Source organism: Streptomyces sp. NPDC058773, from assembly GCF_042746015.1.
Lineage (GTDB): Bacteria > Actinomycetota > Actinomycetes > Streptomycetales > Streptomycetaceae > Streptomyces.
This window is the reverse complement of record NZ_JBHYPE010000003.1, coordinates 151,839-172,258: the sequence shown is the minus strand read 5'-3', so window position 1 is coordinate 172,258 and position 20,420 is coordinate 151,839. Positions and strand designations below refer to the sequence as shown.

Genomic DNA, 20,420 nt, shown 5'->3' with positions numbered 1-20,420 from the left:
GTAACAGCCGTACAACAGCGCGTCACCGGACCGTGCCCGTATCGAGACTCACTGCCCTCCCGTGTCCCATAGAGTGCGAGGCACGTTCTTGTGTGCGTATTCAGGGACGAGGCTCTTGGAGGGAATCGGTGGCATGCGCCGTGAGGTGAAGTACGGGCTGATCGGCGGATCGGTGGCCCTGGTGGCGGGAGTCGTGGGCGGCCTGACGCTGTTCGGCGGCTCGGACGAGTCGTCGCAGGAGGTCAACTCGGCGGATGCCAAGTCGGGCGAGGACGGCACCGAGGTGCCGGCCGGCCCGCTGTCGGCCAAGGAAGTGCAGACGACGTCACGGGAGTTCCTGACCGCGTGGCAGTCCGGCGACGCGGCCAAGGCGGCCGGGATGACGGACGACCCGGACAAGTGCAAGAGCGCCCTCACCGCCCTCACCAAGCAGGCGCGGTTCTCGAAGGTGTCGCTCACCCCGGGCAAGGCCGCCGGTGACAAGGTGCCGTACACCGTCGCCGCGCAGATCGACTACAACGGCACCAAGGCCGCGTACTCGTACCGCACTTCCGCGACCGTGCAGCGCGCCAAGTCCACCGGAAAGCCGCAGATCGCCTGGAAGCCGGCGATGCTGCACCCGGGCCTGGCCAAGGGCGACCAGCTGCGTACGGGCGAGGCCGAGGCGCCGCCGATCAAGGCCGTCGACCGCAAGGGCGCCGCGCTGACCCCCGAGGCGCATCCGACGCTGGCCGGGGTGCTGGACAGCCTGCGCGACAAGTACGGCGACAAGACCAGCGGCAAGCCCGGCGTGGAGCTGTTCATCCAGCGCGCCAAGGCCGCCAAGCCCGCCGACCAGCTGCCCGACAAGACCCTGAAGGTGCTCTCCAAGGGGACGCCGGGCACGCTCAAGACCACCCTGGACGCCCGTATGCAGGCGGCGGCCGAGCGGGCGGTCAAGGGCAAGAAGTCCGCGTCGGTGGCGGCGGTCAAGCCCAGCACCGGTGAGATCCTGGCGCTCGCCAACTCCCCGGAGAAGGGCTTCAACCTGGCCACCCAGGGCTCCATGGCGCCCGGTTCGACGATGAAGATCGTCACCTCGGCGATGCTGATGGACAAGGGCATGACCTCGCCCGGCAAGCAGCACCCGTGCCCCAAGTACGTGACGGTCGCGGGCTGGAAGTTCCAGAACCTCAACAAGTCCGAGATCAAGCACGGCACGTTCGCCCAGAGCTTCGCGGCGTCCTGCAACAACGCCTTCATCTCGCAGGCCAAGGACCTCAAGGACGACGACCTGACCAAGGAGGCCCGGGACGTCTTCGGCATCGGCCTGAACTGGCAGACCGGCATCCCGACGTTCGACGGCGCGGTGCCGGTGCAGAGCGACGCGCAGATGGCCGCCTCGCTGATCGGCCAGGGCGGGGTGCGGATGAACCCGCTCAACGTCGCCACGCTCTCCGCGACGGTCCGGGCCGGCTCCTTCCACCAGCCGTACATCGTCTCGCCGGCGCTGGACCACCGGACGCTCGCCAAGGCGCCCCGCACGATGAAGCCGTCCACCCTCAGCGGCCTCAAGTCCCTGATGAAGCTGACCGCGACGTCCGGTACGGCCGCCGAGGCGATGGCCGGGGTCAGCGGTGACATCGGCGCCAAGACCGGCTCCGCCGAGGTCGACAACCAGAAGAAGCCCAACGCCTGGTTCACCGCCTATCGCAACGACCTGGCGGCCGCGGCCGTCGTCCCGGCCAGTGGCCACGGCGGCTCCAACGCGGGCCCGGTGGTCCGCGCCGTCCTCACCGCCGGCTGACGGGGCGCCCGCGGGGCCCCGTCCCAGCCACCGGAATCCGGTTCGCATGGCCCGTACAGCTTTCGCTAGCGTGCGGGCCATGTGCGATTCCGCGTCCGGCACCGCCCCGGGCACCCCGACCGCCCTCCGGCCCACCGAGCGCGAGCGCAGCTCATGACCCCGCTCGTGGTCGCCGCGGTCCTGCTGGCCGCCGTCACCCACGCCGGGTGGAACGCCATCGCCCACGGCATCCGCGACCAACTCCTGGCCTTCACCCTGGTCGGTGGCGGCGGCGCGGTCTGCGGCCTCGCGCTGGCCACCGTCAGCCCGCTGCCCGCCGCCGGCGCCTGGCCCTTCCTGCTGGCCTCCGCGGTGCTGCACATCGTCTACCAGGTGCTGCTGATGCAGTCGTTCCGCCTGGGCGACTTCGGGCAGATGTACCCCATCGCCCGCGGCACCGCGCCCCTGGCCGTCACCGTCCTGGCCGCCGTCTTCGTCCACGAGGTCCCGGACGGCTGGGCGCTGGCCGGTGTCGCCCTGGCCTCCGCGGGCCTGGTCGGGGTCGCCCTCTGGGGCCTTTCCGGCGCCGGGGCCAGGCCGCACTGGCCGGCCCTCGCCGCCGCGCTCGCCACCGGCCTCGCCATCGCCTCCTACACGACCGTCGACGGCCTGGGCGTCCGCGCCTCCGGCAGCTCGCTGGGCTACATCGCCTGGCTGATGTTCCTCGAAGGCCTCGCGATCCCGCTCTACGCGCTCGCCACCCGCCGCCGCCAGCTCCTGGCCGAACTCCGCCCGTTCGCCCTGCGCGGGCTGGCCGGCGGAGTGCTCTCGGTCTTCGCCTACGGCCTGGTGCTGTGGGCGCAGACCCGCGCCCCGCTCGCGCCGATCGCGGCCCTGCGCGAGTCCTCGATCATCGTGGGCGCGGCCATCGGCGCCGTCTTCTTCAAGGAACGCTTCGGCGCCCCCCGGATCGCCGCGGCGGGCCTGATGGTCATCGGCATCGGCCTGATGCTGCACACCGGCTGAAAGCTGCCGCTCACCCGGCCACCCGCGCGGCCCGGACCCGCCCCACCAGGTCATCCGCGGCCGCCGGCCAGGTGTCGTACCCGAACTCGAAGCCCGCCTCGCGCAGCCGGCCGGGCACCACCCGGCGGCTCTTGAGCAGCAGTTCGGTGTCGGTACGCAGCGCGAACGCCCCCAGCTCCGCCATCCACTTCGTGGCCGGCAGCCCCACCGGAACACCCCAGGCGGCCCGCAGCGCCCGCATGAAATCACGCTGCGGCAGTGGCCCCGGAGCGGTGAGATTCACCGGTCCCGTGAGGTCGTTCCGGTCGACCAGGAACTCCACCGCCCGCACGAAGTCCTGGTCATGAATCCAGGACACGTACTGCGCACCACCCGCGACCGGACCACCGAGCCCCAGCCGCGCCATCCGCAGCAGCACATCGAAGACCCCGCCCCGGTCCGGGCTCATCACCATCGCGGAGCGCAGCGCGACCTTGCGGGTCTCCGGGGTGACGGCCTCCTCCTGCGCCCGCTCCCACTCCTTGGCGATCTCCACACTGAACGCCCAGTAGTCCGGGATACCGGCCTCCGCGCCCCCGATCACCCCGCCCGCCTCATCGTGCGCCGCGCCAAAGCGATGCGCATAGATCGTGGCGGTACTCATCTGAAGCCAGACCCGGGGCGGCCGGGCCACCGCCCCGATCGCCTCGCCCACCACCCGCGCGGAGTCCACCCGCGAGTCCATCATCTCCCGCAGATTGGCCTGGGTGTACCGGCAACTGACGCTCCGCCCCGCCAAGTTGATGACGACATCACTGCCGTCGAGCGCCGCCGTCCAGGGGCCGGGCGTCGCCCCGTCCCAGGCCACATCGCCCTTCCGCGACGGACGTCTGGTCAGCACCACGACCTCGTGGCCCGCGGCGGCCAGCGCACGGCGCAGGATTCCCCCCACCTGGCCGGTCCCGCCGGGTATCACAATCTTCATCGGGTTCCCCCTCATGGTCACCGGACTGCCGGGTGCAGGTCATCGCACCCGGCACCAGCAGATGCCACCGCCCCGGGCCCCGTCAACGACGCGGGTGGACCGTGCCGTCGGGCGGTGTCTCCAGCGTACGGAGGTAGGTGTCGACCGCCCGTGCCGGGAGCGGCGACTGGCACTTGCGGTAGAGCCAGTGGTCCACGGAGTCGAGGACGGCGAGCCGCCCCGCCGGGAATTCCTGCGCCATGCGCCGCGCCCCCGGCAGCGGGGTCGCCAGGTCGTGCTTGGCGTTCACCACCAGCACTTGCGGGAGGCTGCCCTTGGCACGGGCCGGCTCCGGCTCGGGCGCGGCCGGCCATCCCTGGCAGCCGAGGATCATGTCCAGGGCCTGGGAGTTGTAGCGGGCGTGCGGCGCGGCGGACGCGGCCTGGCGACGCAGCTCGCGGTAGTGGTCCCAGTCACGGAGGCGGAAGTCGTAGTCCCGGCACAGCACGGTGCGCCAGGCGAGCTCCGGGGTGCCGTCGATCCAGAAGACCTTGCCCTTGCCGCTGTTCAGGGCGCCCAGCTGCTCGGCGGTGGGCTCCGGGTTCCACTTCGCCAGGTTGTCGGTGAGGAAGCCGGACAGCTGGTCGGCGGTGACCTTCTTGCGCGTCGGGCCGTGCGGCCCCGGTTCGAACAGCTCGCCCGCGTCGGCGCGCGCGAAGAGCCCCCGGACGACAGCCTTCACGTCCTTGCCTTTCAGCGCGCACGACGTGTTTTTCGCGCACCAGTCGGCGAGTTGCTTCACCCCGCCCTCGGCGGCGGCGGAACCGTCCGTGAGGAAGCGCCCGGCGTCCGGCCGGGACGGGTCCATCGCGCTGTCGAGGGCCAGCGCCCGGAGCTTCTGCGGGAAGAGGCGGGCGTATTGCCGGCCGATGAGGGTGCCGTACGAGTGCCCCAGGAAGCTGATCTTCTGCTCCCCGAGGGCGGCGCGGATCGCGTCCATGTCGCGGGCGACGCTGACGCTGTCCATATGGTCGGCGACCGGTCCGCTGCCCGCCCGGCAGCTGTCGGCGAGCTGCTTGTTCATGGAGCGCATCCGCTGGAACTCGGCGGCGTTCTTCGGGCGGGCGGGGATCTTCCCGGCGAGCTTCTCGTCGCACCGGAGCTCTCCGCTGCGGCCGATCCCGCGCGGGTCGAAGCCGATGACGTCGAAGCGGCTCCGGATGTTCTTGTCATAGCCCTCGGTCGGGCTGTCGGCGTAGTAGGCATCGTCCAGACCGCTGTTGCCGGGGCCGCCCGGGTTCGAGAGCAGCACACCGAGGCGCTTCTTGGGATCGGTGGCCTGCTGCCGGGCCACCGCGATCTTCATCGTCGGCCCGTCGGGCTTCGCCCAGTCGACCGGCACCTCCACGGTCCCGCACCGGGTCCGCTTGCTCGGGTCGGGGTACGGCGGGTCGGCCTTGGGGCATGCGGACCATTTGATCGTCCCCTTGGCCGTCCCCGCCGCCCCGGGACTCGCCCCCGCGTTCCACGGCACGAGCAGTGTGGCGGCCAGCGCCCCCGCCCCCACCGAAGCCGTCAGCACCACACCCTTGCGCGACCGGCGTGACCGTCCGTCCGCGCTCTCGACCGACCCGTCCCCGGGCCGGGAGAAAGAACCTGCAGCATTCATGCCGCACACCCTCAGGCCCCCACATGACGGCCCTTCCATGGCCACATGGTGGCGACGTAACAGAGTCCCGGCCCTTCGGGCTCCCCCCCGTTAACGCCGGCGAGCAGGTCAAGGGTGCTCTTCTCCATGCCCCGGGAGTGCCTCGCTCCCCTCCCTCTCCACCGGTGTGCCGTCGTGCCGGGGGTGCCGCCGCAGCATCACCCGGCAGTCAACGGCCCTCGACTTGTCGCCGGTTCGCTCCGCCTCGGCCAACTCGGCCCGCAGCGCCTGACACTTCGAGCAGCTCACAGCGACCGACCCAGCGGCCCGTACTGCTGCCGTCGCGCGTAGTCCTCGTGCACCCGCGCACGAAGGAGCGCCAGGGTAAGGGAGCTCAGCGTGGCCTACAGTCGGGAGCCGCTCAACGTGTCAGCACAGCACGGAAGGTCGGTGAAAACCCTTTGAACCGCAAGGAGTTACAGCCGGAATCCAGCCCTCAGGCCGCCTTCGGGGCGCGTCTGCGCAGCTCACGGGAAGCGCGCGGCTGGACGCAGGATGAGCTTGGCGAGCGCATGGGATATTCCAGCACGCACATGTCCGCGGTCGAAACCGGACGGAAACCCCCGACCTTGCGCTTTTCGCGCAGCGCGGACCGCGCCTTCGGCACCGAAGGAACGGCAGACACGTTCGAACGCCAGTGGCGGGAGATCCGGCACGGCAGCCTGCTGGAGGGCTTCCCGGAGTACGTCGGCCACGAGGGGCGGGCGGCGGAGATCCGGCTGTATGAGGTGGGAGTGGTCCCCGGGCTGCTCCAGACGCCGGAGTATGCGTCCGTACTGGCCGGGAGCGCCGTCAAGCGCGGAGCGATCATCCCCGAGCAGGCCGATGAACGAGTGTCGTTGGTGGCCGAACGGCAAGCTGCACTGGTCCGGCCGCGCCCGCCATTGATCTTCGTGGTGCTGGACGAAAGCTGCATCCGTCGACCTGTCGGTGGGCCCGACGTCATGGACGCACAGTTGGCGAGGCTGATCGAGTTCGCCGAGCTTCCGAATACCGTGCTCCAGATCGCCCCGTTCGAGATGGGCGAAGGCCGGCCGTTCGATCTTCCCATCACCGTGCTGACGCTGTCGGATCGCTCGCTCATGTCGTACGCCGAGTCGGCTCAACAGGGCTATCTGGAACGGGAAAGCACCTCGGTGCTGCCGATACTGACGGCCTACCATCAGCTACAGGCCGACGCGCACTCCCAGGCGGCGTCCGTGACCATGATCCGCCAGCTACGAAAGGGCATCCCGTGACCGACTCCCTCCGATGGGTCAAATCCTCGTACAGCAACAACGGCGGACAGTGCATCGAGTGGGCACCGGAACACGCGGCAGCCACCGGCGAGTTCAAGGTCCGCGACAGCAAGGAACCCAACGGGCCGCACCTCACCCTCACCCGAGGGGCGTTCGTGGGACTCGTGGAGTTCGCCCGGCATCACGGGTGACCGGCCTCCCTCTGCACCCCGAGTGCCCGGCCCTCGCCAAGCGGCGGGGGCCGCTGTCGTTGCTGTGCGTTCAGGACGGCGCCGTGCCGGGCGCGAAGCCGGGAATCGAGGGATCGGGGAATCGGGGAATCGGGAGAGCCCGGTTTCCGGGGTTGAAGTTGTCGTTGCGGCAGCTTCTACCGTCCTGAACAGGGCCGGAGAGACCGGCCCGGTGACGCGTTCGTGAGGGAGGCGGCGATGGGCTGGCCGATCGCGGAGGTTGCCCGGATGTCGGGTGTGACCGCCCGGACCCTGCGGCACTACGACGAGATCGGCCTGCTGCCGCCTGCCCGGATCGGGGCCAATGGCCACCGCTACTACGAGGAGCGCCAGCTGCTTCGGCTGCAGCAGATTCTCGTACTGCGGGCGCTGGGCGTAGGACTTCCCGAGATCGGCCGCATCCTGGCCGAGCAGGTCGACGAGGTGGAGGCCCTGCACGGCCACCACCGGCGGCTGCTCGCCGAGCGGGACCGGCTCGACGCCCTGGCCGGCACCGTCTCCCGCACGATCGCCGAACTGGAGCAGTCCAGGAAGGACGGCAGCACCATGACCAGCATCAACCGACCGGAGAACCTGTTCGAGGGCGTGCGGCCCTCCCAGTACGAGGCGACCCTGAAGGACTTCCCCGAGCATGCCGAGGCGGTCGCCCGCAGGGTCGCCGCGATGACCCCGCAGGAGGTCGAGGCCGGGCAGCGCGAGCGCACGGCGCAGATGATCCGGCTGGCCGAGCTGATGGCCGCCGGCCACCCGGCCGGCGCCGAGCCGGTGCAGGCCGAGATCGACGCCCAGTACCGGGCCCTGATCCAACTGCGGGCCGGGGCCATGTCTGCCGAGGAGTACCGCGCCCTGGGACGCTCCTGCGTGGACAACGACGCCTGGCACGCCGCATACGAGTCGATCGCACCGGGTCTGGCCGCGTACCAGCGGGACGCCACCGAGGTATACGCCGCCACCCGGCTGAGCTGAACCGGGGCCGGGCCGGGCCGGGCGAAGGCTGCCCGTTCGCAGAAGAAGGACGGCGGATCAGCCGCCCGCGTGGGAAACCGCAGCAACCGCCCGCAGCAGCGCCTGTGCCCGCGGATCCGCCGTCACATTCCGCTGCATGCCATTGGTGACATAGCCGAACGCCAGCCCGCTCTCGGGGTCGGCACAGGCGAGCGCGCCCCCGCGCCCGGGGTGCCCGAACGACCCGGGCGCCAGGAGTGGCGAGGCCGGTCCGTGGAGCATGAAGCCCAGGCCGAACCGGGTGGAGAGCAGGAGGGTGCGGTCGAGGCCGGCGGACTCCTCGGTCCGGGCGAGGGTGAGGGTCGCGGGGGCGAAGAGCCGGGCGCGGTCGTCGACGGGGCCGATGAGCGCGGCGTAACAGCGGGCCAGCGAACGGGCGGTGGCGATCCCCCCGGAGGCGGGCAGCTCGGCGGCCCGGTACTCCGGCGCGTTTTCGTCGGGGGCCGGGGAAATGGCACCGAAGGCGCGGCTGGTGAGCGAGCCGGGATCGGCGTACGCGTCGGCGACGGACTGCTTGGGGCGGACCCGGAGCCCCGCCGCGGCGGGCGCGGCCGGGGGCTCGACGGCGGCGATCCGCCCGACCCGGGGCAGCTCCGCCGCGGGCAGCCCGAGCCACAGGTCGAGGCCGAGCGGCCCGGATATCTCGTCGGCGATCCAGCTGCCGAGGGTGCGGCCGGTGACCCGCAGCACCAGCTCGGACAGCAGCCAGCTGTAGGTCTGCGCGTGGTAGCCGTGGTCCGTGCCCGGCTCCCAGGCGGGTGCCTGGGCGGCAAGAGCGGCGGGGCCGCTGACGCCGTCGAGGGCCTGGGCGGGGGTGAGCGGGGTGTCCAGCATCGGCAGCCCGGCGCGGTGCGACAGCAGATGGCGGACCAGCACCCGCTCCTTGCCGGCGGCCTTGAACTCGGGCCAGTACGTGCCGACCGGCGCATCGAGGTCGAGCTGCCCGCGCTGGTGCAGCAGCAGCGGCACGACGGCGGCGATGCCCTTGGTCGCGGAACGGATCACCTGGGCGGTACCGGCCTCCCAGGGCGCGGCCGTCCCGTCAGCGGGGCCGTCCCCGTCCTTCGTGCCGGCCCACAGGTCGACAACCTTCCGCCCGTGCCGGTAGACGGCGACCGCCGCCCCCCGCTCACCGCGCCGCGCGAAGTTGGCCATGAAGGCGTCCCGGACCGGCTCGAAGCCGTCCTCGACCGTGCCCTGGACGTCCACCACTGACTCCCGCTTCCCCTGTATCCGTCGCTTTCGTGACCCATCCATGGTGCAACGTGCGGGTCAGTGCTGATGACCAGGACCGCGGCCCGTGGCCTTCGTCACACACGGACAGCGGGCCGGGCCGGGGCCGGGGGGAAGCGTTCAGCGGCGGGTCACCGCGGGACGTCGACCGACCGCGGGTCGAAGCCGAAGGGCAGCTCCAGCCGGTGGGTGCGCATCAGTTCCTCGTCACACAGCAGGTCCTGGGTGGTCCCGTCGGCGACCAGCACCCCGCCGGAGAGCACGACGGAGCGCGGGCACAGCTCCAGCGCGTACGGCAGGTCGTGGGTGACCATCAGGACGGTGACGTCCAACGACCGCAGGATGTCGGCGAGTTCGCGGCGGGAGGCCGGGTCGAGGTTGGAGGACGGCTCGTCGAGGACCAGGATCTCGGGGCGCATGGCCAGGACGGTCGCCACCGCGACCCGGCGGCGCTGGCCGAACGAGAGGTGGTGCGGCGGCCGGTCGGCGAACTCCGCCATCCCGACCCGGGTGAGCGCCTCGGTGACCCGTTCCTCCAGTTCGGCGCCGCGCAGCCCCGCGGAGGCCGGGCCGAAGGCGACGTCCTCCCGGACGGTGGGCATGAACAGCTGGTCGTCGGGGTCCTGGAAGACGATGCCGACGCGGCGGCGGATCTCGGCGAGATGCTCCCTGGCGACCGGGAGCCCGGCGACCGTGACATGGCCGGCGCCGGCTTCGAGGATGCCGTTGAGGTGCAGGACGAGGGTGGTCTTGCCGGCGCCGTTGGGCCCGAGCAGGGCGACCCGTTCGCCCCGGCCGATGGTCAGGTCGACGCCGAAGAGCGCCTGGTGGCCGTCGGGGTAGGCGTAGGCGAGCCCGGAGACGGCGAGGGAGGGGGCGGGGGCGGGCGTGGTGGTGCTCAAAGGGTCCATCCCAGGAGGCAGACGGCGAGCGCGGCCAGGGGGAGGGCGGCCGCGCGGGTCCATTGTGTGCGGGTGGCGGCAGCGCCGTCGACCACGGGCATGGTGCCGGTGTAGCCGCGGCTGACCATGGCGAGGTGGACGCGCTCACCGCGCTCGTAGGAGCGGATGAAGAGCGCCCCGGCGGACTTGGCGAGCACGCCCCAGTGGCGGACGCCGTGCGCCTCGAAGCCGCGGGAGAGCCGGGCGATGCGCATCCGCCGCAGCTCGTCGGTGATCACATCGCCGTAGCGGATCATGAAGGACGCGATCTGCACGAGCAGCGGCGGCATCCGGAGCCGCTGCAGGCCCAGCAGGAGTTCGCGCAGCTCGGTGGTGGAGGCGAGCAGCACGGACGCGGCGACGCCGAGAGTGCCCTTGGCGAGGATGTTCCAGGCGCCCCAGAGCCCGGACTCGCTCAGGCTCATGCCGAGGACGGCGACCCGCGGCCCCTCGGCGACGAATGGCATCAGCACGGCGAAGGCGACGAACGGCACCTCGATCAGCAGCCGCTTGAGCAGGAACCCGGCCGGGACCCGGGCGGCCCCGGCGGCGGCCGCGATCAGCAGGGCGTACAGCCCGAACGCCCAGACTTCCTCCCGTGGGGTGGAGACCACGACGAGGACGAAGCAGAAGACCGCCGCGATCTTGCAGTGCGCCGGCAGGGCGTGGACCGGTGAGTGCCCGTGCCGGTAGAGCTTGTGCGCGTGCCCGGAGCCCATGTCAGACGTTCTCCGTCGGGCGGCGCCCGGCACCCGCGTCCGGCCGCTGGGCACTGGCGGCGCTCCGGCGGCGCCGTACGACCACGAACACGCCGGTGCCCACGGCCAGCGTCGCGCCGACGCCGATGACCCCGGCGAGGCCGCCGGACAGCCGCGGGTCGGTGATGTCCTTGACGCCGTAGTCGGCGAGTGGGGAGTCCTTTGCGGCGTGGTCCTCGGCCTTGCGGTCGATGCCGTGGTCGTGGGCGACCTTCTCCAGGCCGTCGGGGCTGGCGGAGGCGTAGTAGCTGAGGCCGCCCGCGCACATCAGGGCGGCGGCGAGTCCGGCCAGCCAGACGCGGCGGACGGAGCGGCGCGCGGGGGCCGGGGCGGCGGCAGCGGGGACGGGGGCCGGCTCGTCGGCCGGGGTGGCCCCGTCGGCCGGGGCGGCGAGCGGTGAGGTGCGCAGCTCCAGCGGCTCGGTGAGCCCGCGCGCGCCGTACACCAGGTCGGGGCGCACCGCGATCACGGCGCCGACCGTCAGGGCGGTGATCGCCGCCTCCCCGATCCCGATCAGCAGATGCACGCCCACCATGGCGGTGAAGACCTTGCCGATCGGCACGTCCGCGGTCCCGCCGAGCGCGTAGAGGCCGGTGAAGGCGACCGCGGCGGCCGGCACCGACAGCAGCGCGGCGACGAACGAGGCCACGGTGACCGAGCGGCGCCGCCGCGGCAGCACCTTGACCAGCCCGCGGAACAGCGCGTACGCGACCACCGTCGTCACGAGCGCCATATCGGTGATGTTCACGCCCAGCGCGGTCAGCCCGCCGTCGGCGAACAGCACGCCCTGCATCAGCAGCACGACCGAGACGCACAGCACGCCGGTGTACGGGCCGACGAGTATCGCCGCCAGGGCACCGCCCAGCAGATGTCCGCTGGTGCCGGCCGCGACCGGGAAGTTCAGCATCTGCACGGCGAAGATGAACGCCGCGACCAGCCCGGCCAGCGGCGCCGTGCGCTCGGCGGCCGCGGCGCCGCCCTGCCCCGCACCCGCCAGCTCACGCCGGGCGCCGCGCAGGCTGACCGCCACCGCCGCGACGGCGACCACCCCGGTCGCCGCCGACACCGGCGCATTGATGAATCCATCGGGTACGTGCATCTCGGCTTCTCCGCTTCAGGTTCTGCAACCCGCCAATGGTGGTGCCCACTGCAAATAAGTTGCAAGAGCGCCCATGATGCGAAACCGCTGCGACGACCCCGACAGCGGGTCCCACCTGGGCACCCGCACCCGTGGGCACACGCGTGCGAGCGGGCGGGCGCCGCGCGGACGCCCGCACCCGGCGGGGGCCGGTTCACCCGACCGAGTTGCCGCCCCCTGCTCGTCCCGAAACGATGGGTGCGTGAGCGATGCACCCGAGACCCTCGGGCCGCGCCCGGGGCCGGACCCCGCGAAGGCCCGCGGGCGGCTGCGCCGGATGCCGCCGCGCGACCCGCCCGGCGGCTCGTATCTGCGCTTCCCGCATCTGCACGGCGATCTGCTCTGCTTCGCCGCGGAGGACGACCTGTGGATCGCGCCGCTCGCCCCGGAGGACGCGGAGCCCGGCCGGGCCTGGCGGCTGACCGTGGACCGCACCCGCGTCGGCCACCCCCGCTTCTCCCCCGACGGCCGGCAGATCGCCTTCACCACCTGGCGCAGCCTCGACCCCGAGGTCCATCTCGCCGCGGTCGAGGGCGGTCCGGCCCGCCGGCTGACGTACTGGGGCAGCACGGACGCCCGGGTCTGCGGCTGGGCGCCGCCCGACCACGAGGGCCACCCGCACATCCTGGCGGTCTCCTCGCACGGCCAGCCGTTCTCGTACTACTCGTGGGCCTACAGCCTGCCCACCGACGGCAGCCCCGGCGGGCAGCTGCCCTGGGGGCCGGTCTCCGACATCGCGGTCGCCGACATCGGCGGGGAGCACCGCACCCTGCTGCTGACCGGCAAACCGCCGCACGAGCCCGCCTCCTGGAAGCGCTACCGGGGCGGCGCGATGGGCCGGATGTGGCTGCACGGCACCCGGCTGCTGCCGGACCTGTACGGGCACCTCGACTCGGTGATGTTCGTCGGCGGCCGGGTCGCGTTCCTCTCGGACCACGAGGGCATCGCCAACGTCTACTCCTGTCTGCCCGACAGCACCGATCTGCGCCGGCACTCCGACCACGCCGACTTCTACGCCCGGCACGCCTCGACCGACGGCGAGCGGATCGTCTACCAGTGCGCCGGGGACCTCTGGCTGATCGACGACCTCGGCCCGGACGCGGCCCCGCGCAAGCTGGCCGTACGCCTGGGCGGCCCGCGGGCCGGGCGGCGCAGCTACCAGGTCCCGGCCGCCGCGCAGGTCACCGCGCTCGCGGTGGACACCACCGGCCGGGCCAGCGCGGTCGGCGTCCGCGGCAGCCTGTACTGGCTCACCCACCGCGACGGCCCGGCCCGCACGATCCACGACGTCCCGGGCGTACGGGTCCGGCTGCCCGAGATGCTGGGCGACAGCGGCCGGATCGCCTATGTCACCGACGCCGAGGGCGACGACGCGATCGAGATCACCAACCTGCCGCGGGCCGGAGCACCGGGCGAACCGCGCCGGCTGGCCGCCGGTGAGCTGGGCCGGGTGCACGAGATGACCGCCGCCCCGGACGGCGAACGGCTGGCGGTGGCCGCGCACGACGGCCGGCTGCTGCTGGTGGACGTGGCCCGCCCGGACGAGGCGACGAGCACCGGGGAGACCGGCTCCGGCGGGGTCACCGAGCTGATCCGCTCCACCAACGGCCCGGTCCGCGATCTGGCGTTCTCCCCCGACTCCCGCTGGCTGACCTGGTCGCACCCCGGCATCGGGCGGTCGCTGCGGCAGATCAAGATGGCCCGGCTGTCCGACCGGCACATCGTGGACGTCACCAACGGCCGGTTCGAGGACGAGCAGCCGGTGTTCACCCGCGACGGCCGCTATCTGGCATTCCTGTCCTGGCGCGGCTTCGACCCGGTCTACGACGTGCACACCGGCGATCTGTCGTTCCCGCTGGGCTGCCGCCCCCACCTCGTCCCGCTGTCGTCGGCGACGCCCTCCCCCTTCGCGCTGTCCCCGGAGGGCCGGCCCGCGGCGGGCGGCCTGGACCCGGAGGAGATTCCTCCGCCGACCGGTGAGGGGCCGTTGCTGGTCGAGGTGGAGGGGCTGGAGAACCGGGTCACGCCGTTCCCGGTGGCGGCGTCCAAATACTCCTCGCTGGAACCGGTCGGCGGCGGCGGGCTGGTGTGGCTGCGCTGGCCGATCTCCGGTGCGCTGGGCGAGACCTTCGCCAACCCGGCCGAGACCTCCGGCCGCCCCACCCTCGAACACTTCGATCTGACCAAGGCGCGGCGCACCGAACTCACCAGCTCCCTGGACGGGTTCGCGCTCAGCGGCGACGGCTCCCGGCTGGTCGTCAACGACGAGGGCGAGCTGCGCGCGGTACCGGCGACCGAACCGCCGGACAGCGACTCCACGGTCTTCCTGGACCTGCGGCGCATCCTGCACGACGTCGACCCGGTGGCGGAGTGGCACCAGGCGTTCGAGGAGGCGGGCCGGATCACCCGGGCGTACTTCTGGGAGCCGGGGATGTCCGGCGTCGACTGGGACGCGGTGCTGGCGCAGTACCGGCCGCTGCTCGACCGGATCGCCTCCCCCGACGAGTTCGCCGATCTGCTGCGCGAGGTGATGGGCGAACTGGGCACCTCGCACGCCTATGTCACCGGCGCCCGGCGCAACGAGGGGCCGCCGCACTACCAGCGCGCCATGGGCCTGCTCGGCGCCAACCTCGTGCGCCGGGACGGGCATTGGGTGGTGACCCGCATCCTGCCGGGTGAGTCCTCGGACTCCAGGGCCCGTTCCCCGCTGGCCGGTACGGGCATCCGCGAGGGCACCGCGCTCACCCATGTCGACGGCCGCCCGGTGGACCCGGTGGCCGGGCCCGGTCCGCTGCTGGCCGCGGCGGGCGGCACCACCGTGGAGCTGACGTTCTCCCCGCCGGACGGCGACGGCCCGGCCCGCCGGGTGGCGGTGGTCCCGCTGGTCGACGAACGGCCGCTGCGCTACCAGGACTGGGTGGCCAAACGCCGGGCGGTGGTACGGGAGTTGAGCGGCGGCCGGTGCGGCTATCTGCACATCCCCGACATGGGCGGCTCCGGCTGGGCGCAGTTCAACCGCGATCTGCGGATGGAGGTCTCCCGGCCCGCGCTGATCGTGGACGTCCGGGGCAACGCGGGCGGCAACATCTCGGAGCTGGTGATCGAGAAGCTGACCCGCACCATCATGGGCTGGGACCTGACCCGGGACGCCGAGCCGGTCTCGTACACCAGCAACGCACCGCGGGGCCCGGTCGTGGCGGTCGCCGACGAGATGACCTCGTCCGACGGCGACATGATCACCGCGGCTTTCAAGCTCCAGGGCATCGGCCCGGTCGTCGGCATGCGCACCTGGGGCGGGGTGGTCGGCATGACCGGCCGGCACCGGCTCGCCGACGGCACCGCGATCACCGTCCCGATGAACGCCGCGTGGTTCCGGCTCTACGGCTGGGGCGTGGAGAACCACGGCGTCGAGGTCGACATCGAGGCGCTGCGCTCGCCGCTGCACTGGGCCGAGGGCCGCCATCCCCAGCTGGGCGTGGCGATCCGTACCGCGCTGGAGCTGCTGGAGCGGCATCCGGCGGCGACCCCTCCGGACCTGTCGGACGTGCCGGACCTGCGACGGCCGCCGCTGCCGCCGCGGGGCGGAGCCGCGGAGGAGGCGGCGGGGGCCTGACGCCGTCAGCCGACCGACGGCCGGCGGGTGCCGGCCGTCGCCGCACGACCGGACCGGCACCCAACTGACCTGCACGGCCGGCCGGGTGCCGGTCCGCGACAGCCGATCATCTTCTGGTTACGCGCTCATGACATGGCGGTCGTAGCGTTCCCGGCCGGGGCATCCGCACGAGCCCCGCCCCCCACCGCTACGGAGATACACCCATGGGAATCCGTCACCGGATCGCGCCGCTCGCTGCCGTGCTGGCCCTGGCCGGCGGCCTGGCCGCCACCGCGGCCGCACCCGCACTGGCCGCCCAGCCGGCGTCCGGGAAGACCACCGAAGCTGCCGCGTCCGGCGGTACGTACCTCTCCTTCGACAAGAACCAGAGCGACCCGGGCAATTCGCGGCTCTACCTGATGAAGAGCGTCCCGGACGCCAAGGACACGGTGCTCGCCAAGTACCGCGCGGGCTCCGGCGACGGCGGCCCCAACGGCAAGAACGAATGCGCCAGTTCGCAGGGCTGGCTGCCGAACGGCACCTACCGGGTGCTGGCCCACGACGCGCACTACAACGGCGGGGACCAAGGGGTCAACGGGAAGGTGATACACGTCGAGGACAAGCTGTGCGAGAACGGCCGGACCACCCGCGCCGAGCTGTTCGTGCACAGCGAGATGTGGCCCGAGGGCAGCCAGGCGTCCCGTCAGCCCGGCAAGGACAGCCCCTACCGCTGGGAGGGCTCCGATGACTACCGCTCGCTGGGCTGCATCAAGCTGAGCCCGGCCGACATCGACAACCTCTTCAGCAGGGCCGGGCGCGACGGCTGGCCGACGAAGCTCAAGGTCGTCAGCTGACCGCGGGCGCCGACTGACCTCTCCGGCAGGGAGGTTGGGCCGCAGGGGAAACCAGTGGGGCGCACCCGGTCGACCGGGTGCGCCCGTCACGCATGGCGCGTACGTCGCCGCGCGTGGTGTTCAGGACGAGCCACGTCAGCGCTGGTGGCGGCCTTCGGCGGCGTCCATCGCGTCCTGGGCCGGCCGGCGGCCCTGCTGGCCGCGGTCACGGGGCTGCTGGCCACGGTCCTGGCCGCCCTGGCGCCCGCTCTCGCGGTCCTGACGCTGACCGCCACGCTCGTGCTCCGGGCGCTGACCGCCACGCTGACCCTGCTCGCGGGAGTCACCCATGGCCTTGTGCGCCTGGTCCTTGAGCTCGTTGGCCTTGTCCTGGAACTGGTCCTTGATGCCCATGCTGTTCACTCCTAGTGGGGTGTAGGGGGGTTGGGCCCCGTTCAGCGTGACACGCCCGGACATTGCTCGCATTTCGATCACGAATGACTACGCTGCGTGAGGACGTAGCTGGTCAGAGGCCTACCGGTCCGCCCGCGCCTTCTCGTCGGCCTCGCCCCCGGCGCCCACCAGACCGATCCGCATTCCCTCCAGCCGGTCCCCCAAGCGCCGCATCTCCCGCCGGCCCGCCGTCCCGATGAGCGCGGGCAGATACCCGCGGACCGACTGCATCCCGCGCAGCCACCACTGCCCGTAGACATGCGCGGAGCGGCGCTCGATGCCCGCGACGATGCGGTCGACGGCGGGGCCCAGCGGATAGGTCTTGTTGGACGGCCAGGGCAGCCGGCTCCGCAGTTCGCGCATCACCGCGTCCCGGTCCGCGCCCCGCACCATGTCAGTGTCCGTCCAGCTCAGATAGCCGACGCCGACCCGTACGCCCCGGTGGCCGACCTCGGCGCGCAGGCTGTGCGCGAACGCCTCGACACCCGACTTGGACGCGCAGTACGCGGTCATCATCGGCGCCGGGGTGATCGCGGCCAGCGAGGCGATCTGGAGGAAGTAGCCGCGGGACGCCGTGAGGAGGGGGAGGAAGGCGCGGCCGGTGACCGCGCCGCCGATGAGGTTGACCTCGATGGTCCGCTTCCAGGCCACCGGGTCGGAGTCGGCGAACGGGCCGCCGGTCGCCACCCCGGCGTTGGCGACGACCACATCGACCGTGCCGAAGCGGTCCTTGACCTCGCCGGCCACCCGGGCCATCGCCTCGTGGTCGGTGACATCGGCGTGCCAGTGGTGCGCCGGGCCGGGCAGCGAGGCCGCGACCCCGCGCAGTTCGTCCGGCTCCAGGCCGACCAGCGCCAGCGACGCCCCGCGCGCCGACAGCTTGCGGGCCAGCAGCGCGCCGACCCCGCGCGCCGCACCGGTCACCACGACGACCTGCCCGGCCATGCTCCTGCTCGCCCTCATGCCGTCCCCTCCTTCTGCTGCTCCTTCTTCTGCCGGGTGGCGCGGGGCGGTTCGGCGGTCGCGGCCGGGGGTGTGCCGGCGGTCCGCAGATGGTCCCGTACGAGTGCGCGCAGCCGCCCGGAGACCGCGCCGGGGTCCTCGACCGGTGTCATGTGCCCCCGGCCCGGCAGCTCGGTCAGCCCGCGGAAGTCGGGGAGGACGGAGGCCAGCCGGCGGGCCTGCACCAGCGGGGTGAGCCGGTCGGCGGTGCCCGCGAGGACCGCGGTCGGCAGCTCCAGCCGGCCCGCGCCACCGGTCAGTTCGAGCCCGTCCAGCACCGCGCCCCAGCGGGCCCGTACCGCGCTCGGGCAGGCGTGCACGATCCGGGCGCAGGCCTCGACCTGCTCGGTGGTGGCGCCCGGCCCCATCGTGGCGTACTTCAGGGCGCTCCGGGTGAGCGGCGATATCGGGCCGAGCGGGGCCCGGGAGCGCAGCATCAGCCGGTGGGCGCGGCGGCGGCCGCCCGGACTGCGCAGCGGGAACACCCGTGATTCGGCCGGCAGATCGGCGCTTCCGGTGCTGCACAGCAGCGCGGCCGCGGCCCGTGCGCGCAGCTGCGGCCGCTCGGCGGCGGCCATGATCGTCATGCCGCCCATGGAGTGGCCGCCCAGCACGGCCCGTTCGCCGTCCTCCAGGGTCGCCTCCAGTACGGCGACCAGGTCGTCGGCGAGGGCATGGGTGCTGTGGCCGGCCGGTCCCGCCGCGGGGCTGCGGCCGTGGCCGCGCTGGTCGTAGACCACGACCTTGTGGTCGGCGGCCAGCTCGCGGACGACCGGGGCCCAGAAGGCGGTCGAGCAGGTCCAGCCGTGTGCCAGGACGACGGCCGGGGCGGACTCGGGGCCGTGGATCTCGGCGTACACCCGGGCGCCGTCGGCCGAGGTGACGGTCCGCGTCGTCCGCGGCACCGGCGGGGCGTACGGACCGGTGGTGACATGGGCGGGCCGGCGGCTCATACGGCCACCTCCGCGCGCGCGTCGGTGCTCGGGCCCACCGGCTTCGGTGGCCGCAGCACCTCGAACTCCGCGAGGTCGACCTGCCGGGTGACCTTCCGGAACTCCCCGGTGGTGCCCGGCCAGACGGTGGTGTTGCGGCCGTTGGCGTCCAGATACCAGCTGTCGCAGCCGCCGCTGTTCCACACCGTACGGGTCATCCGCTGCTGGATCCTGCGGTTCCAGTCCGCCACGGCGGACGGCCGGGGGTCGAGGGCGATCTTCCCGCCGAGGACGTCCAGTTGGCGCATGAAGTCGGCCAGGTAGTTCAGCTGCGCCTCGATCATCAGGATCATCGAGCTGTTCCCGAGGCCGGTGTTGGGCCCGATGATCGTGAGGAAGTTGGGGAAGCCGGCCGCGCCGGCGCCGCGCAGCGCCGCCATCCCGTCCTTCCACTCCTCGGCGAGCGTCGTCCCGCGGGCGCCGGTGACGCGCCGCGCGATCGGCATGTCGGTCACATGGAAGCCGGTGCCGAAGACGATCGCGTCGGCCTCCGTCTCACTGCCGTCGGCCCCGACGAGCGTGCTGCCGCGGACCTCCTTCAGCCCCGCGGCGACCAGGTCCACATTGGGCTGCGCCAGCGCCGGATAGTAGGAGTTGGAGAGCAGGATGCGCTTGCAGCCGATGCGGTAGTCGGGGGTGAGCGCGGCCCGCAGCGCCGGGTCCTTGATGGCCTTCTTCATGTGGTTACGGGCCAGGAATTCGATCAGGCCCAGCTGGTCGGGGCGCTTGGTGAAGGCGCTGACCTGCATCTCCCGGATGCCCCACAGCAGCCCGCGGCGCGCGGCCCGGGTCGCCGGGATCTTGGTGTGCAGCCACTTCTCGGCCGCGCTGATCCGGCGGTCGGCGCGCGGCAGCACCCACGGCGGGGTGCGCTGGAAGAGCGTGAGGCGCTCCACGTCCGGCTGGATGGCCGGGACGATCTGGATCGCCGAGGCGCCCGTGCCGATCATGGCGACGCGCTTGCCGCGCAGGTCGTAGTCGTGGTCCCAGCGGGCGGAGTGCGAGACCTTGCCGGGGAAGGTGTCCAGCCCCGGGATGTCCGGCACCTTGGGGTCCGACAGCGGCCCGGTCGCCGACACCACCACGTCCGCGGTCAGCGGCCCGCTCGCGGTCTCCACCTCCCAGTGCAGCGCGTCCCCGTCCCACCGCAGGGCGTGCACCTCCGAGTTGAGGCGGAGGTGCGGGCGCAGCCCGAAGGTGTCGGTGACCCGCTCCAGGTACGCGCGGATGTGCGGCTGCCCGGAGAAGTTCCGCGGCCACTCGGGGTTGGGCGCGAACGAGAAGGAGTAGAGGTGCGAGGGCACATCGCACGCGCACCCCGGATAGCTGTTGTCCCGCCAGGTGCCGCCCACCGCGCCGGCCCGCTCCAGGACCACGAAGTCGGTGATCCCCTGGCGCCGCAGCCGGACCGCCGCCCCCAGGCCACCGAACCCCGATCCGATCACCGCAACCCGCACATGCCTGCGCTCGCGCCCGTCCATCCCGCCGCCTCCCGAGTCCGACGTTCTTCCCTGCCATCTTCGGTGCCGCGACCCGCGGCATCACAGCCGCCGTCACAGCCCG

General features: G+C 72.7%; 17 protein-coding genes. 7 read left to right on the top strand and 10 right to left on the bottom strand.

All coding sequences use genetic code 11. The features are described from left to right. Positions 1-133 precede the first annotated feature (133 nt). Both ACFW5B_RS04140 and ACFW5B_RS04135 read left to right on the top strand, forming a co-directional pair. A complete protein-coding gene (locus ACFW5B_RS04140) occupies positions 134-1,786 on the top strand; it encodes a penicillin-binding transpeptidase domain-containing protein (RefSeq protein ID WP_386432886.1) in 1,653 nt (550 codons plus the stop codon). A 153-nt stretch (positions 1,787-1,939) separates the two neighbouring features. Further along, the gene (locus ACFW5B_RS04135; RefSeq protein WP_386432883.1) at positions 1,940-2,791 is read left to right on the top strand and encodes an EamA family transporter; all 852 of its coding nucleotides are present in this window, start codon (positions 1,940-1,942) and stop codon (positions 2,789-2,791) included. A gap of 10 nt (positions 2,792-2,801) precedes the next feature. Here ACFW5B_RS04135 and ACFW5B_RS04130 read toward each other — a convergent pair whose 3' ends face one another. Both ACFW5B_RS04130 and ACFW5B_RS04125 read right to left on the bottom strand, forming a co-directional pair. Further along, positions 2,802-3,755, bottom strand: a complete 954-nt coding sequence (locus ACFW5B_RS04130; protein ID WP_386432880.1) for a TIGR01777 family oxidoreductase — start codon at positions 3,753-3,755, stop codon at positions 2,802-2,804. An 82-nt stretch (positions 3,756-3,837) separates the two neighbouring features. Further along, on the bottom strand, positions 3,838-5,403 hold the full coding sequence (locus tag ACFW5B_RS04125) for an alpha/beta fold hydrolase (protein ID WP_386432877.1): 1,566 nt from the start codon (positions 5,401-5,403) through the stop codon (positions 3,838-3,840). 440 nt (positions 5,404-5,843) lie between these two features. On the opposite strand from ACFW5B_RS04125, the gene ACFW5B_RS04120 reads away from it, so the two are divergent. The 3 genes from ACFW5B_RS04120 (at position 5,844) to ACFW5B_RS04110 (ending at position 7,876) form a co-directional block, all read left to right on the top strand. After that, complete coding sequence (locus tag ACFW5B_RS04120; protein ID WP_386432874.1) at positions 5,844-6,680, top strand: Scr1 family TA system antitoxin-like transcriptional regulator; 837 nt, start codon at positions 5,844-5,846, stop codon at positions 6,678-6,680. Further along, entirely contained in the window at positions 6,677-6,871 is a 195-nt protein-coding gene (locus ACFW5B_RS04115; RefSeq protein WP_386432872.1) for a DUF397 domain-containing protein, read from the top strand. Before ACFW5B_RS04120 ends, ACFW5B_RS04115 begins: the two co-directional genes overlap by 4 nt. A gap of 237 nt (positions 6,872-7,108) precedes the next feature. After that, on the top strand, positions 7,109-7,876 hold the full coding sequence (locus ACFW5B_RS04110; RefSeq protein WP_386432869.1) for a MerR family transcriptional regulator: 768 nt from the start codon (positions 7,109-7,111) through the stop codon (positions 7,874-7,876). 57 nt (positions 7,877-7,933) lie between these two features. Here ACFW5B_RS04110 and ACFW5B_RS04105 read toward each other — a convergent pair whose 3' ends face one another. From ACFW5B_RS04105 to ACFW5B_RS04090, 4 genes are all read right to left on the bottom strand, one after another. Further along, positions 7,934-9,127: a serine hydrolase domain-containing protein gene (locus tag ACFW5B_RS04105; protein ID WP_386432866.1), complete on the bottom strand. Its 1,194-nt coding sequence runs from the start codon at positions 9,125-9,127 to the stop codon at positions 7,934-7,936. A gap of 152 nt (positions 9,128-9,279) precedes the next feature. Continuing rightward, a complete protein-coding gene (locus ACFW5B_RS04100) occupies positions 9,280-10,050 on the bottom strand; it encodes an energy-coupling factor ABC transporter ATP-binding protein (RefSeq protein WP_386432863.1) in 771 nt (256 codons plus the stop codon). After that, the gene (gene cbiQ / locus ACFW5B_RS04095; protein ID WP_386432860.1) at positions 10,047-10,808 is read right to left on the bottom strand and encodes a cobalt ECF transporter T component CbiQ; all 762 of its coding nucleotides are present in this window, start codon (positions 10,806-10,808) and stop codon (positions 10,047-10,049) included. Before cbiQ ends, ACFW5B_RS04100 begins: the two co-directional genes overlap by 4 nt. Before the next feature lies 1 nt (position 10,809). After that, positions 10,810-11,946, bottom strand: coding sequence for an energy-coupling factor ABC transporter permease (locus tag ACFW5B_RS04090; RefSeq protein ID WP_386432855.1), 1,137 nt, complete (start codon positions 11,944-11,946; stop codon positions 10,810-10,812). Positions 11,947-12,262: 316 nt separating this feature from the next. Between ACFW5B_RS04090 and ACFW5B_RS04085 the strand changes: the two genes are divergently transcribed. Together ACFW5B_RS04085 and ACFW5B_RS04080 are read left to right on the top strand one after the other, a co-directional pair. Next, positions 12,263-15,598 carry a S41 family peptidase gene (locus ACFW5B_RS04085; RefSeq protein ID WP_386433251.1) on the top strand — a complete coding sequence of 1,112 codons (3,336 nt, stop codon included), beginning with the start codon at positions 12,263-12,265 and terminating at the stop codon, positions 15,596-15,598. Positions 15,599-15,801: 203 nt separating this feature from the next. Beyond that, positions 15,802-16,431, top strand: coding sequence for a hypothetical protein (locus ACFW5B_RS04080; protein ID WP_386432852.1), 630 nt, complete (start codon positions 15,802-15,804; stop codon positions 16,429-16,431). 135 nt (positions 16,432-16,566) lie between these two features. On the opposite strand, the gene ACFW5B_RS04075 is transcribed toward ACFW5B_RS04080, so the two are convergent. The 4 genes from ACFW5B_RS04075 to ACFW5B_RS04060 all read right to left on the bottom strand — a co-directional run bounded on the left by ACFW5B_RS04075 (position 16,567) and on the right by ACFW5B_RS04060 (position 20,338). Next, positions 16,567-16,824: a hypothetical protein gene (locus ACFW5B_RS04075; RefSeq protein WP_386432849.1), complete on the bottom strand. Its 258-nt coding sequence runs from the start codon at positions 16,822-16,824 to the stop codon at positions 16,567-16,569. A gap of 120 nt (positions 16,825-16,944) precedes the next feature. Further along, positions 16,945-17,826: an SDR family oxidoreductase gene (locus tag ACFW5B_RS04070; RefSeq protein ID WP_386432846.1), complete on the bottom strand. Its 882-nt coding sequence runs from the start codon at positions 17,824-17,826 to the stop codon at positions 16,945-16,947. Beyond that, entirely contained in the window at positions 17,823-18,818 is a 996-nt protein-coding gene (locus ACFW5B_RS04065) for an alpha/beta fold hydrolase (protein WP_386432843.1), read from the bottom strand. The genes ACFW5B_RS04070 and ACFW5B_RS04065 overlap by 4 nt, the downstream gene beginning before the upstream one ends. Further along, entirely contained in the window at positions 18,815-20,338 is a 1,524-nt protein-coding gene (locus tag ACFW5B_RS04060) for a flavin-containing monooxygenase (protein WP_386432840.1), read from the bottom strand. Before ACFW5B_RS04060 ends, ACFW5B_RS04065 begins: the two co-directional genes overlap by 4 nt. Positions 20,339-20,420: the final 82 nt, after the last annotated feature.

What these genes read in the sequence shown, in the direction of transcription:
- ACFW5B_RS04085 (WP_386433251.1), top strand. Translation starts at nt 12,263, where the DNA reads ATGCCGCCGCGCGACCCGCCCGGCGGCTCGTATCTGCGCTTCCCGCAT.
- ACFW5B_RS04090 (WP_386432855.1), bottom strand. Translation starts at nt 11,946, where the DNA reads ATGCACGTACCCGATGGATTCATCAATGCGCCGGTGTCGGCGGCGACC.
- ACFW5B_RS04070 (WP_386432846.1), bottom strand. Translation starts at nt 17,826, where the DNA reads ATGAGGGCGAGCAGGAGCATGGCCGGGCAGGTCGTCGTGGTGACCGGT.
- ACFW5B_RS04065 (WP_386432843.1), bottom strand. Translation starts at nt 18,818, where the DNA reads ATGAGCCGCCGGCCCGCCCATGTCACCACCGGTCCGTACGCCCCGCCG.
- ACFW5B_RS04080 (WP_386432852.1), top strand. Translation starts at nt 15,802, where the DNA reads ATGGGAATCCGTCACCGGATCGCGCCGCTCGCTGCCGTGCTGGCCCTG.
- ACFW5B_RS04075 (WP_386432849.1), bottom strand. Translation starts at nt 16,824, where the DNA reads ATGGGCATCAAGGACCAGTTCCAGGACAAGGCCAACGAGCTCAAGGAC.
- ACFW5B_RS04135 (WP_386432883.1), top strand. Translation starts at nt 1,940, where the DNA reads ATGACCCCGCTCGTGGTCGCCGCGGTCCTGCTGGCCGCCGTCACCCAC.
- cbiQ (WP_386432860.1), bottom strand. Translation starts at nt 10,808, where the DNA reads ATGGGCTCCGGGCACGCGCACAAGCTCTACCGGCACGGGCACTCACCG.
- ACFW5B_RS04140 (WP_386432886.1), top strand. Translation starts at nt 134, where the DNA reads ATGCGCCGTGAGGTGAAGTACGGGCTGATCGGCGGATCGGTGGCCCTG.
- ACFW5B_RS04125 (WP_386432877.1), bottom strand. Translation starts at nt 5,403, where the DNA reads ATGAATGCTGCAGGTTCTTTCTCCCGGCCCGGGGACGGGTCGGTCGAG.
- ACFW5B_RS04110 (WP_386432869.1), top strand. Translation starts at nt 7,109, where the DNA reads ATGGGCTGGCCGATCGCGGAGGTTGCCCGGATGTCGGGTGTGACCGCC.
- ACFW5B_RS04060 (WP_386432840.1), bottom strand. Translation starts at nt 20,338, where the DNA reads ATGGACGGGCGCGAGCGCAGGCATGTGCGGGTTGCGGTGATCGGATCG.
- ACFW5B_RS04130 (WP_386432880.1), bottom strand. Translation starts at nt 3,755, where the DNA reads ATGAAGATTGTGATACCCGGCGGGACCGGCCAGGTGGGGGGAATCCTG.